The sequence below is a fragment of the Treponema sp. OMZ 799 genome, from assembly GCF_024181365.1.
Lineage (GTDB): Bacteria > Spirochaetota > Spirochaetia > Treponematales > Treponemataceae > Treponema_B.
The window spans coordinates 2,245,917-2,260,695 of the sequence record NZ_CP051301.1 but is presented as its reverse complement, the minus strand read 5'-3'; the positions used below and the strand labels follow the sequence as shown (position 1 = coordinate 2,260,695).

The following is a 14,779-nucleotide window of genomic DNA, read 5'->3' as shown; positions in this document are numbered from 1 at the left end:
CTTATAAAAAGAGTGGAGATAAAAGTAAATGAAAAAGATAATGGAAGGAATAAAAGAAAAAGGCATTTCGATAATATTGTTTATAGTATATATGACGGTAGGAGTACTTCCTTTAAACCTATATGCCGAAGGAGAAAGCGGAGAGCAGATAAAAATAAATAACTCTATCTTATTGGCAAGCAAGGTAATAGGAAAAGAAGGGGGCATAATTGAAGGGGAGGGGGTGAGATTTGAAGTACCGAAAGGGGCATTAGAGAAAGAAGTTGAAATAAAGATAAGCCGGTTAATAAGAGTAGAAGATGGAGAAATAAAAAACGTAACGGCAGGGTTAGGCGGATACAGATTTGAGCCTGAGGGGCAAAAATTTAAAAAAGAATGTTTGATAAAAATGGCATATGATGAGCGTATAGAAGAAGAATATGCACAAGAGATATATACGTATTATTATAATAAAAGAAAGAAAGCATGGGAAGCGTTAAAAAGGAAGGGCGTAGATGTAGAAAAAAAGGTAATAGAGTCTTACACAAATCATTTTACGGATATGATAAACGGGACGTTAAGCTTACCTGAATCGCCCGGCCCTGTAAACATAAACTTAAACAGCATAAAAGAACTAAAAGCAGCGGATGCGGTAGGGGGGATAGAAAGCATAGAAGGATTAAAGGGGGTAAGTGAAGGAAGTGCCTCGTTTAACATGAAACTGCAATTACCCGGCGGAGTAAGAGGGTTTACACCTGAGTTGGCGGTAAGCTATTCAAGCGGAAGCGGGTATGGAGTATTGGGCAAAGGCTTTAGTTTAAGCGGAATAGAAAGCATAAGTATAGATACAAGATTGGGCTTACCTGAATATAACGGCAAAGACACGTATTTGATAAACGGGATAAGAGTAAGATATGAGGGAGGAGGATGGAAGGAAGAGAGAAAACAAAGTTATGCAGCAATAAAAAATGAGTGGGCAGAAGGAAGAGGAAGCGAAAACTATTTTGAGATAAGAGAAAAAGACGGAAGTGTTAAAATATACGGAGCAAAGAATTGGAGCGGAGGAAGCGAAGGGAGAAAATACCTCTATTACTTGGATGAGATACGGGATAGTTTTGGAAACGTAATAGAATATAACTATGAAAATGGAAAAAGCGTAGAAGGAGAGGAAGTAGTATTAAAGGAAATAGTGTATGGGAAAGAAAGAGAGAGGCGAATAAAGATAGAGTATGAGGGAAGAGAGGATGTAAGAGTAGAGGGAAGGGGAAAGTATTTAAAGAAAGAAAGTAAAAGAATAAGAGAGATAAGAAGTGAAGTTAAAGGAGAGGAAGTAAAGAGATATAAATTTAATTATAAAGAAAACACATTTTTAGAAAGTTTATTAGAGAGTATAGAAGTAAGAGGAAGCGGAAAGGAAGAAGGAGTATACGCATACAGGTTTGAATACGAGGATGCACAGAGCGAAGGGGATGGTGGAATAAAAGTATTTGGCGATACGGAAGAATGGGAGAAAAGCGGAAGCATATCGGAGAGTGTACATATATCAGGCGGAGGATCGGGCAGTGTAGGAGTTGGAATAAATATAGAAAATTCGGTATCGATAAGCGGAGGAATGACCGGTTCAGGGGGTGTAGGCCGCGGTTACAGTAAGAAGAACTTTGTAGATGTAACAGGGGATGGACTAGCGGATATAGTAGGATGGGAGAAAGGAAAATTAAAATTATATGAAGCTATAAGAGAGGAAAACGGTAAACTGATATATGCAGAAAAAAGAGATTTTGATTTTAGTGCATTGGAAGGTTCTTTTTTAAGTGAAAATGAGGATAGCAGTTGGAGTATAGGCGGCAGAGTCGATATAAATGCCGGCGGGGTAGGAGCTAATGTCGGAGTAACAAAACAAGGAAGTTTAGGCGAAAATAAGGCAGAGTTTACGGATGTAAATAGGGACGGCTTTATAGACTTTGTATCGAACGGGAAATATTATGAAAATAATGAAGGGAAAGGCTTTAAAGCGGGAATAGGCTTTAAGGGAGCAAAGAATGCAAAGATAAAAATGAGTGAAGCTGAAAAAAAAGAAATGGAAAAGGCTCATTATTTTCAGGAAGGGATAAAGGCATGGAGAAGTCCTGTAAGCGGAATAGTTCTTATAAATATAGATGTAAAAAGAAAAGATAAGACAAAATTATGTGTGTATAGAAGTAAAAGAGGAGAAGACAGTGAAAAGCTTTGTGAATGCCTGGAGAATAAAACCTATGAGATTGAAACGGATGTAAAAAGAGGTGAGTACATATATTTTGTAAGTGAAACAGAAAATAAGGTTGAAATAGGGGCGGGAATAGAAGCTGAAATAAGAGTTGAATATAAAAAGTACATGAGGGATGAATTACTTGGAAGAAATATACAGTACCTTTTTCCAAATAAAACGTATAGCACGCCTGAAAAAGAAATCATAAATTTATATGATAAAAATGAAGAATCTATACAATATGAAGATGAAGAAGGGAATACACATAAGGTAGAAAGAACTTTTTGGAGTTTAAAGAGTAATTATCTTTCATTGATAGATGAGAATGCAATCGAAAAAGCACTTGCTTTAAGATATTACGGATATATAGGCCGTGAAATAAAAAAAGAAGAGTTTGAAAAGTTGTATGAAAAATACGGGGATAAAAGCGATATTGAAAATATAATAAAATATGACGGAGGATTTAAAGAGTATATACACACAGGAGACAGGACCGGACATTTAAATCAACATGTAATGAATCGATTTATATCACAGGCAGATAATCAAACTTTAAAAAAACTAACAGGGTATGAAAAAAGCGAAAAATTAAGGTATCCTTTATTTTATGGTAATGGAGAGAAGTATTATCGGGATATATTAAAGGTAGCAGAGAATAAGGAAAGGAAAGAAGAAAATGGAGGATATGAATCGGAAGAAAAAATATTGATAGGAAGGATAAGAGGGAAAGAATACAAGATAAAAAAAGAAGGGGAATATAAATTATATGAACAGGGAATAAAGAATGAGGAAGCTGAAGTAATTTTAGATAAGAAAACTAAAGACATAAAAGTATTATTGAAGAAGAAAGAAGATGCAGGATATGAATTATATATAAACCTTATTAATAAAAATATAGGGTGTGTAATAAGCGATAAAGAATATGAGAAAGGGATAGTGGAAGTAATACAAAAAGATTTGGAGTATAGATTAAACCGTATAGAAAGATTGAGCGGTGATGTATATGAAATAATAAAAGAAAGACTTGCCTTTAAGAAAGGAAAATATGTAAAGATAAAAGAATTATATGAAAGATATGAAGACGGATATAAGATAAAAGATGATGTAGAAGAAGAAAGTATACTCGGAATAATTGAAGCTTTAATTGATGTAAGAAAAGAAGGAAAGATATATATAAAAGAAAGCATACCGTCCGGAGAAAGACGATTAAGAGAAATATGTATATTTACTGAAGAAGAAGTAAAAGAAATAGGGAGAGATTATTTTGAAAAGATTGGAGGCGATTCTAATCAAAGCTACCAAATAAGAAAGGACATTTCACCAGAAGAGAAAGAGAAGTTAATAAAAAAGTTAAAGCTATATGAAGGAGATAAATATGATTTTACATACTTTGAGTATGATAAGCTAAAAAAAGAGTATAAGACAAAAAGAGAAAACCTTGTAAAAGAAAAAGTAAAAAACTTTTTGGAATATTTGGAAAGTTATTATTATGAAAAAGTAGAACTTATAATAGAATATCCTTCAAGCAGTTTGTATCCTGTAAAAAACGGAGAGATAGAAGTCGCCAAAGTAAAAGGAGGAGATCTTGTTATAGAACGTGAAAGGATAAAAAAATATGAAGGAAATGAAAATTATAAGAGCGGAATATATGAGGGTGAAAGAGGTTTGGAAAAAATAAGCCGATATGAAAGGCTATATGGAGGAGAAAATCTATGGTACTACGGATTATATTCACGATATGGAGAACAAACCTTTAGTGAAAATGAACTTCTTAAACAGAATACTCATGAAAACAAAAATAAAGATGATATAGAGAAAGAAAAAGAAGGTGTTGAAAAAGATGTAGAAAAAGATAGGGGAAGTAACGGAGAAGAAAAAGATATAAAAGATGAGGTTAATCAAAAAATAGGAAAAGAAAAACTCGGCGGATATATTTCAGTACAAACATATAAGGCGTTGACAGCGAAAAATGGAAAGGTTCCTGAAAGAGAGAGTAATACAGGTTTTGAATTTAGCGATAATAGTTTAATAGGTTCAATTTCGACACATGTAAAAAATGGATTTGATAGAGAAGGAGAAATAAAAAGCGAAGTAAAACATTATGCTGCCTATATTGACAATAATGTAATTTATGCAAGCAGAATAACAGGCCCTTCTTATAAAGACCTTCCATGGATAAAGGAAGAAGGAGGAGGGGCGGTATCGTTTGCATTAAGCAAAACGGAGAGCGAAAGTTTTGACAAAAATATAGGAGTGTCAGGAGGACATTTAAGCGGCAGCATAGGCTTTAATTCAGGTACAAGTGAACAAACACAAGGTTACATGGATATAAACGGAGACGGGTATCCTGACATATTAAAAACGGAAAACGGATATCTTTTAGTTCAGTATGGCCAGGATAATCTAAAGTTTGAAAAAGAAAAAGGTCTTTCGGGAGCTTCTTTAAGTTCAAATACTAATTCGTCAAAAGTTGTAGGCTCTGCAGTAGGCCTTTCAGGTTCATTAAAAGCGGTAAGAGATAGTAAGGGGAAGATAAAAAGTGTAACGGTAGCCCCATCCGGTGATACCCCCTACGGTATATCCGGAAATGCCGGAGTTAATTATTCAAATGGAAATCAAAGTCAAGAGGCGGGGTTACTAGATGTAAACGGAGATGGGCTTGCCGATTATAAAAATGGGGCAGAGACAAGGCTAAACATAGGAGATGAATTTAAAAAAGCGGGAGGATGGAATACAGAATATATATCTTCCGGAAAGGTAGAAAGTGCAGGGGGAAATATAGGAGGCGGATTTAATGCTCCTATTGGCATTTTTTATGGAGGAGCAAGCTTTGGAGTAAGTGCCAACATAAGCAGAAGCACTACGGAAGAAATATTGACAGATATAAACGGCGACGGTCTTCCCGATAAACTAAGCACGGCAGAAAATGGAAATTATAAAATAAGAATAAATACAGGCAGAGGTTTTTCCTCTAAAGAAAAAAACATTTGTATTGGAAAACTTGAAATCCCTGAGTATGCAAGATTTTTTAAAGAGATGATAAGTAAGGTTGTAGAACAAACGGAGAAAATACAAATTCCTTATAAGCCGCAAAAAATTGCAGGAGATTTTATAACGGAAAAAATAGATAAGATATTAGCAATACCTTCTTCTCTTGAGTTTAACACAAGCCGAAGCATAGGCATATCCGGAAGTCTTTCAGGACAGGTAGGTATTCCGGTGTGGAGCCCTCCTAAAGTCTCATTGATATTTAATTTTTCAGGCGGAGGTAACGGAAACTATAGTGAAAGTGAGGTAAGTTTAAGATTATTCGATATAGACGGGGACGGATTAATAGACAGAGTGTTTAACATAGGAGGAGATAATAAACTATACGTCCAGCGTAACCTTTTAGGAAAGGTAGGCTTACTAAAAAAGATAAAGTTACCCCAAGGCGGAAGCTACGAATTAAAATATGAGAGGGTAGGAAACACGGTAGAGCTTCCCCAAAGTAAATACGTATTAAGTGAAGTAACTGCAAAATCGGGATTAAAAAGTAAAACAGGCAACAGCCAAGAGTATACAACCTATTATAGTTACCACGACGGCTATTATAACAGAATAGAAAAAGAATTCTACGGCTTTAAAACCGTAAAAAGTAAAAACGCAATAGGCACTGTAACTGAAACGGAATACTACACAGACTCTTACTACCGCAAAGGTATGGTAAAACGTGAAATAATAAGAAACGGAAACCGAGTATACTCAATAAAAGAATACGAGATAGACACAGCACCCCATGCGAGAATAAAAAAAGAAACTAACACAATACGAGAAAACTACAACGAAATAAAAACCGAAAGCGAATACGACTACGATAAATACGGGAACGTTACAAAACTTTACGATAAGGGAGAGGTAACAAACACAAACGATGACCTCATAGCGGAAATAACATATTGGAAAGGGGGAAGAGAAGAAGCGTACTTTAAAGCCCACCCCGAAAAAATACATGTCCTGCACGGAAAGACGGGAACTCTTTTGCGTAAAAGGGAGGGTGCATACGACAGCAGAACAGGAGCCTTAACGGAATTAAAACAATACACGTCGCATGGAGCATATCTTGTAAACCGTATAGAATGGACAGAGGAAGGAAACATAAAAGCGGTAACAAGCCCGACAGGTAAAAAAGCGGAATACAAATACCTTGACGGCATATATCCTATCGAAATAAAAGAGATAAGCTCTAAAGGAGATAAATCTTACACGAGCACAATAAAATGGAATACAGCCTTAGGGGTAAAGGTAGAAGAAACAGACAGTGCAGGAAACTTCATGACCTACAGTTACGACAACTTTGGACGGGTAACAGAGGTGAGAAGCCCCTACGACTTTGAAAGAGACAAAGACACCGAAAAAATCATCGGACCAGGAAAAACTCCTTATGCAAAATACACATACATTACTCCAAAAGATTCCTTTTGGTACACCGTAACCGAAAACAAAATAAGCACCGAAGCCGACGATACGGCGGTTATGAAAACAATAGTACTCCATGACGGTCTGGGAAGAATAAGCTATACAGCAAAAGAAGGGGAAGTGTACATCGACGGAACCGATGAGCAAACACAAACAGGCTGGAATATTTCAAGTGCAATAAACTATGATGAAGCAGGGCGAAAGATAGAAGAAGGAATGCCCTTCTTTTACGGAGGGAACTTAGAACAAGAACTGGTAAATAAAAATTCTTATGAAGCCCTTGAAGCGTTTTATGAGCTTAACAATTTTACAACCATACGGAACGGAACAAAATACGAATATGACGACATAGACCGAAACATATTAACGGTTTTACCTGACGGGCACACACAAAGAAATGAATACTCGATAGACTCTTCTTTACAAATAACAAAGGCAACTGACCCGAAAGAAAACGTAAGCATAAGCAAAAAAGATGCACGGGGAAACATAAAAGAAGTAGAACGCTTAGATAAAAACAATACTATATTAACCAAAGCCCGATACGAATACTCTGTCCTCGGAGAAATGCTAAAAGCCTACGATGCTAAAGACAACCTATTGGCAGTAAACTACGATATGCTAGGACGGCGGATAAGTTTAGAAAGTAAGGACACTGGCAAAAAAGAATGGATATACGACGATAAAGGAAGGCTTCAAGCAGAAACCGATTCGGTATTAAAAAACAAGGCAGCCGAAATAAGATACGAGTATGACGGCTTTGACCGCATAATAAAGACGGATTATCCTTTTAGCCAAGACATAGAATATAAATATGGAGCTCCCGGACAAAATGGCGCCGGACAAATAGTCTACAAAAAAGATGAGACTGGAGAAACAAGATATAAGTACGGCTATCTCAATGAAGTAACAAAGGAAACTCGAACCATCAACCGCTATGGAGCGGGAACTAATCCTGAAACAGCCTCTTTTGAATACCGCTCTGACTATCTTGGGCGAATGCAGAGTATGAAATACCCTGACGGAGAAACCATAACCTACACCTATGATAAAGGCGGACAGTTAAAGGGAGTGAGCGGCGTAAAAACCTCGTCAAAGGGAACGGCTGAATACTCTTACGTAGATAAAATCATTTATGACGAACACGCACAAAGAGTTTACATACGCTACGGAAACGGAGTAGAAACAAGATACAGGTACGATGAGAAGCGGCGTTGGTTAGATACAATAGAAACTAAAAATAACCAAACTCAAGATGTCTTTCAAAAAATAAAGTACTCATTCGACCCTGTCGGAAACGTCCTAGGCTATAATAATGATGCAAGTACTTATGAAACAAAACAAACATACTCTTACGATAATCTTTACCAGCTTATAAGCGTAGAGGGTACAAGTAACCAATACAAGGCTAAAAAAAGCTCTGGAACAACACCTGTAAGCATTGCAAAATACAGACAAACCTTTGCCTTTGATGGCATAGGAAACATGAAAGAAAAATTAAGCACCACAAACATACCCGGTGCACAAGGAAACTCCTATCCCAAGGCTGAACTTGACTATAGCTTAAATTACGAGTATGACCCTGCCTATGCACACCGTCTAATAAGAGCCGGCAACCGATACTACCGCTATGACGCAAACGGTAATATCACAGCCGAAAAAGACGGACCTTTCACAGATGAAGAAGAGTTTGTATTTACATACTCATACTTTGAAAATGAAGACGTATACGGTGCCGACTACGGCTTCGGGCTTGACGCACCTAAAGAAACGGAACAGTCAAACCCGCAAGACCTATTTGCCTACAGAAGAAATTACACTTGGAATGAAAGAAATTTACTCACTAAATCAAGTGACCGAAACTTTACCGTACACTACCGCTATGGTGAAGACGGACAGAGGGCACTTAAGTACACCGATGAGGGAAGAAGTGAAACCTTATACTTTAATAACTTCTTTACGATACACATACCCACACAAGACCAAAACAACCCTCAAGGCTTAAGAGTACACAAACATATATTCGTAGGAAACTCAAGGCTTGTAACCGCGATGACACATACGGATAACCAAGGCGACAACGATGAGCAAAAGGCAAAGCGGTACTACTATCATTCAGACCACCTTGGAAGTGCACAATTTGTAACAGATTGGAAAGGCAGGCAGTACGAGCATATTGAATACACGCCGTATGGCGAACTCTGGGTTGAAGAAGTTGCTGCGGGGTTGGACAAGTTACCTTTCCGCTTTACGGGTAAGGAGCTTGACGAAGAGACCGGGCTGTATTATTACGGGGCGAGGTACTTAGACCCTAAATACAGTAGATGGTTGAGCGGGGATCCGGCGTTAAATGACTATATACCCAAAGCACCGATAAACGATGAAGCAAAGAAACATAATGAAAACCTGCCGGGAATGGGCGGCGTGTTTAATACCGTCAATCTTCACGTGTACCATTATGCTGGGAATAATCCGGTGAAGTATACCGATCCGGATGGGAATGCATCAATTCTTATGCGACAGATAGATGCTGGATTAAATGCAAAATATGATTCGGGACATGCTCTTGGGAAATATTTTGATTTTGCAAAGCATTCATTAATTGATTATGGCAGTTTAAAGTCATTTAGAGATTCGTATGGACTAATTCATCAACTAGGAAAAAAATTAGGAATATTAAAGAGAGAAGTAACAAAAAATGATGAATATATCATAAAATATACAAATATGGATGATAACATTACTAAGCAAGCTGTTGAAAATGTTTTGGATATGAAAAGGTTTGGAGGGAGACTAGAAGATGGAAGACATAATAATGACAATGCAAAACAAAAATATAAAATTCTGATAAATGATTGTAATGCATTTACAAGAACTGTATTCAAAGAATACAAAAAATTATGGAAAGAAAATTGGAAAAAAGAGAATAATTCTACTAGTAGATATCAGGCATGGAAAGCGTGGAGAAGACATTATAAAGAAATTTCTGCCAGACGCAATGAAGAAATTCAAATTAAACATTAAAGGAGATATTGTAACATGAAAAAAATACTATTTTTTGTAATTTTATTATTATCTTTTCACCTATTGCAGCTATTTTGCTATGGTTGTGTTGAAATAGAAATGGATGATAATAATAAAAAACGAATAGAAAATTTTATGTCAAATTTTTATACAAGAATCTTTGATTTATCTGCTGAAGAATATGAAGATATTTTTTATAAAAAATTAGTCTCTATTTCTTTTTGTTATGATGGCGTTAATGGGGGTGGTGCTGTATTTAAAAAATTTTTAGATTGTACCGCTTTACCTGAAAATAAAAAAACTAATGAAATAGAACAGCCTTTAGAGCAAATTTTTTTATTTGGTAATGGAAAGAATGCTCGAGAGTTTATAAAGCAGTTTGAAAATATTGATATGTTTATAGAAAAAAATAAAGCAAAAATAGTATGGTTTTCAGGATTTGATGTAGGAGTTGCAGCTTTTGATATCCCCAATGAAAATTGCTGTAGCTTTGATCAAGATTTGCTTTTGGTAATTAACAAAGAAAGGTTTAATGTAAAGGCAACTGCTCTATTATATGTTGATGAGGAAAATATTTTTTTGGCATATATTTTTTTTGAAATAAAAAACTTGGAGGAAAAATCAAAAACTATTTAGTTAAAATAGCTAAGTGTTAAAAATATTATGAAACCAAAACCTTGCATTTTTCCAAAGCCCAACTATCTCTTTCGGACAGCGATTGAAGCAGAAATCCTTTTTGCGGTGTGTTTAAACAAAAAGCAAGCTCTGACCGGAGGAAAGAGCCTTGCCTGTGAAGATAAATACAGCAAAAAGATTGGAGCGGTATTGGTGCAGCAAGCCGATAGGCGCAGCTTCGAAGCAAGCGCGATGCCGGTATTTGTGTACTTTTACATAATTATGATAGTACACAAGTGTCAGCAGTCCGCCGCTCAAAGCTGCTTAGGCACCTTTGAGCTTCGAGTTTTGCCATTCGGCAAAACATCGGGGATTAAACTTTTAAATTTACTAAGTAACTCCACTGACAGGACTTTTGAAAATAGGCGGAGCAGATACAAGGAGTTAGGCAAAAAAGTACCGCAGGCGTATCGGGTATACGTCGAGGACACTTTTTTGCCGTGCGACGCAGGAGATGCCCGTATATTTTCAAAAGAAGTAATCCATGACGGCTTAGGACGCATAAGCTATACAGCAAAAGAAGGGGAAGTGTACATCGACGGAACAGCCGATTCTACCCAAACAGGCTGGAATATTTCAAGTGCAATAAACTATGATGAAGCAGGACGAAAGATAGAAGAAGGAATGCCCTTCTTTTACGGAGGAGATTTAGAACAAGAACTATCAAGTAAAAACTCTTATCAAGCCCTTGAAGCGTTTTACGAACTAAATAATTTTACAACGATAAGAAACGGAACAAAATACGAGTATGACGATATAGACAGGAACATCTTAACTACACTTCCTGACGGACACAAACAAAAAACGGAGTATTCGATAGAAAGCTCTTTACAAATAACAAAAACAACCGACCCATTGGAAAACGTAAGCATAAGTAAAAAAGATGCAAGAGGAAACATACGGGAAGTAGAACGCTTAGATAAAAACAATACTATATTAACCAAAGCACGATACGAATACTCCGTCCTCGGAGAAATGCTTAGAGCATATGACGCAAAGAATAATCTTTTATCGGTAAGTTATGACTTGCTTGGAAGAAGAACCGCATTAGAAAGCAAAGACACCGGCAAAAAAGAATGGATTTACGATGAGAAAGGAAGGCTGCAAGCAGAAACGGATTCGGTATTAAAAAACAAGGCAGCCGAAATAAGATACGAGTATGACGGCTTTGACCGCATACTAAAAACAGACTATCCTTTTAGCCATGACATAGAATATAAATACGGAGCGCCGGGACAAAATGGAGCGGGGCAAATAGTCTACAAAAAAGATGAAACGGGAGAAACGCACTATACTTACGGAAACTTAAACGAGGTAGTAAGCGAAACAAGAACCATAAACCGCTACGGAGCGGGAACTAATCCTGAAACTGCAAGCTTTGAATACCGCTCGGACTATCTTGGGCGAATGCAGAGTATGAAATACCCTGACGGAGAAACCATAACCTACACCTATGATAAAGGCGGACAGTTAAAGGGAGTGAGCGGCGTAAAAACCTCGTCAAAGGGAACGGCTGAATACTCTTACGTAGATAAAATCCTATATGACGAACACGCGCAAAGGGTATATATAAAGTATGGAAACGGCGTAGAAACAAGATATAAGTACGATGAAAAGCGAAGATGGCTTGACTCGATAGAAACAAAAAACGTACAAACCCAAGATGTCTTTCAAAAAATAAAATATAACTTTGATGCAGTTGGAAATGTCCTCGGTTATAATAATGACGCAAGCACGTATGAAACAAGTCAGAGTTACACATACGACAACTTGTACCAACTGATAAGCGTAGAAGGAACGAGCAACCAATACAAGGGTAAAAAAAGCTCTGGAACAACACCTGTAAGCATTGCAAAGTACAGACAAACCTTTGCCTTTGATGGCATAGGCAACATGAAAGAAAAGCTAAGCACCACAAACATACCCGGTGCCCAAGGAAACTCCTATCCCAAAGCTGAACTTGACTACTTGCTTCAATACGAGTATGACCCTGCCTATGCACACCGCCTAATAAGAGCAGGCAACCGATACTACCGCTATGACGCAAACGGAAATATAACGGCAGAAAAAGATGGGCCATTCACAGATGAAGAAGAGTTTGTATTTACATACTCATACTTTGAAAATGAAGACGTATACGGTGCCGACTACGGATTTGGTCTTGACGCACCTAAAGAAACCGAGCAAACAAACCCTCAAGACCTATTTGCTTATCGAAGAAACTACACATGGAACGAGCGAAACCTCTTAACCAAATCAAGCGACAGAAACTACACAGTACACTACCGCTACGGCGAAGACGGCCAAAGAGCTTTAAAATACACTGACGAGGGAAGAAGCGAAACGCTATACTTTAATAACTTTTTCACGATACACATACCGACACAAGACCAAAACAACCCGCAAGGCTTACGAGTGCACAAACACATCTTTGTGGGAAATTCAAGATTAGTAACTGCAATGACGCACACGGATAACAATGGAGACAACGAAGAACAAAAAGCAAAGCGGTATTACTACCACAGTGATCACCTTGGCAGTGCGCAATTCGTAACCGACTGGAAAGGTAAACAATACGAACATATAGAATACACACCTTATGGAGAGTTATGGATTGAAGAAGTAGCAGCAGGATTGGATAAATTACCGTTTAGGTTCACAGGCAAGGAACTTGACGAAGAAACAGGTTTATACTACTATGGAGCAAGGTACTTGGATCCGAAGTATAGTCGGTGGTTAAGCGGGGATCCTGCATTAAACGATTACATACCAAAGGCTCCCATTGATGACGAAGCGAAGAAACACAACGAGAATTTGCCGGGAATGGGAGGGGTGTTTAATACCGTCAATCTGCATGTGTATCACTATGCGGGAAATAATCCGGTTAAGTATGTGGATCCGGATGGGAAAGCTTTATGGGATAGTGTAAAAATTTTTTTTGAAAATATTAGAGAAAATACGGTTATACATATTGAGAGAAGCTATTTAGATAATGGTAACTTGGGGAGGGGTGTTGATAAATATTTTAAATCAACATTTGAAGTACGGGTATATAATATTGCAATTATTACTGTGTCTGTTCAATCTACTGCAGATCATCCTAATTTGAATAATGGAAATCCCCAATATAATGGAATGACTTTACCTGAAGGAGAGTATAACATTTATTTACTTGAAAAGTCTAATTCATATACTAATCCGATGCATATTATAAATGAAGCACTGGGTGCTAGTTTAGATGATAGCTTTTTAGTACATCCTGATCAGTTTACAGAAAAAACAGGAGGGCCTTGGCTACAGCCCTATGGTTTAGGCTGTCAAATTCTAAAAATGAAAGATTTTAATAAAATAAATTCCTTTTTCAAAAAATTGGGCTTTGAATATAAAGGAACACTTAATGATAGAGACTTTGATAAATATGGCTCAAAAATTAAAATGATAATAAAGGATTCATTGCCTATTTTGGATCCTAATATTTTTCCTATGCGTGATGAAATATAAATTAAGGAGAAAATGAATGAAAAAAAAGATTGTGTCTTTTATTACATTATGTTTTATTGTATTAGGTAGCTTGGTATATGGAGCAGAAGTTCCTGCAGGCTATACATATGCTATTTCACCGCCATTATCGATGACTTTCTTAAAAAATAATAAGGTACTTTTTTATGATTTGGATAAAGACGAAGCAAACCAGAAAACTATTTATGATTATAAGCTGGAATATAAAAGCGGAGTTCCTTTTATAACAATATTTAATAGTAAAAAGCCTAAAACATATTTATTTTTATATAATAAGAATTTTTGTGCTTTTTATGAGAAAGACGGATATGTTTATCAATCAGGTATTAGTATGCTTAACAATATGGAAGGATTTTATACGCATGATTGGATAAATAAAGATGAATCAATATATGCAACAAAGGAGGTAATGGAAGGTGATATTAAATATTCTGCAAAAAATATTGTATCAAAGAAAATAGATGAACTTTGGGCGGCTCCTAATAATGGTATAAACGAATCCATTATAATTGATAGATTATATAAAGGCTATAATGATAGAGATGAAAGAGTTGAATACGAAGATTCTAAGCATGATGTTATTCTAATGCTTTGTTCAGGATTTATTTCTTATAATAAGCCTCATTTATATAAGGATAATGCAAGACCTAAAAAGATAAAGGTAACATTAAGTAATACTCAAAAGAATATTTTAAAGGAGTATTTCTTTGATTTAAAAGATACTCCTAACCCCCAAGTATTACGTTTCAAAGAATTTATAAGTGATAAAATAATTACAATTACTATTCTTGATGTGTACAAAGGAGAAAGATATTCAGACTTATGTATAAGTAAAATATGGAGTTATGTAGGACGTAAATTGTAATAGTATGATGAACC

The 14,779-nt window shown here is 36.4% G+C and carries 4 protein-coding genes; all 4 read left to right on the top strand.

Annotation, left to right across the window (positions count from 1 at the left end):
• Positions 1-28 precede the first annotated feature (28 nt).
• From E4O04_RS10435 to E4O04_RS10420, 4 genes are read left to right on the top strand one after another with little or no spacing between them, the layout of a single operon-like run.
• The gene (locus E4O04_RS10435; RefSeq protein ID WP_253707807.1) at positions 29-9,706 is read left to right on the top strand and encodes a toxin TcdB middle/N-terminal domain-containing protein; all 9,678 of its coding nucleotides are present in this window, start codon (positions 29-31) and stop codon (positions 9,704-9,706) included.
• A gap of 15 nt (positions 9,707-9,721) precedes the next feature.
• Positions 9,722-10,342, top strand: coding sequence for a hypothetical protein (locus tag E4O04_RS10430; RefSeq protein WP_253678686.1), 621 nt, complete (start codon positions 9,722-9,724; stop codon positions 10,340-10,342).
• A 27-nt stretch (positions 10,343-10,369) separates the two neighbouring features.
• A complete protein-coding gene (locus E4O04_RS10425) occupies positions 10,370-13,882 on the top strand; it encodes an RHS repeat domain-containing protein (RefSeq protein ID WP_253707805.1) in 3,513 nt (1,170 codons plus the stop codon).
• A gap of 16 nt (positions 13,883-13,898) precedes the next feature.
• Entirely contained in the window at positions 13,899-14,765 is an 867-nt protein-coding gene (locus E4O04_RS10420; protein ID WP_253692051.1) for an NADase-type glycan-binding domain-containing protein, read from the top strand.
• Positions 14,766-14,779 lie beyond the last annotated feature (14 nt).

What these genes read in the sequence shown, in the direction of transcription:
- E4O04_RS10435 (WP_253707807.1), top strand. Translation starts at nt 29, where the DNA reads ATGAAAAAGATAATGGAAGGAATAAAAGAAAAAGGCATTTCGATAATA.
- E4O04_RS10430 (WP_253678686.1), top strand. Translation starts at nt 9,722, where the DNA reads ATGAAAAAAATACTATTTTTTGTAATTTTATTATTATCTTTTCACCTA.
- E4O04_RS10425 (WP_253707805.1), top strand. Translation starts at nt 10,370, where the DNA reads ATGAAACCAAAACCTTGCATTTTTCCAAAGCCCAACTATCTCTTTCGG.
- E4O04_RS10420 (WP_253692051.1), top strand. Translation starts at nt 13,899, where the DNA reads ATGAAAAAAAAGATTGTGTCTTTTATTACATTATGTTTTATTGTATTA.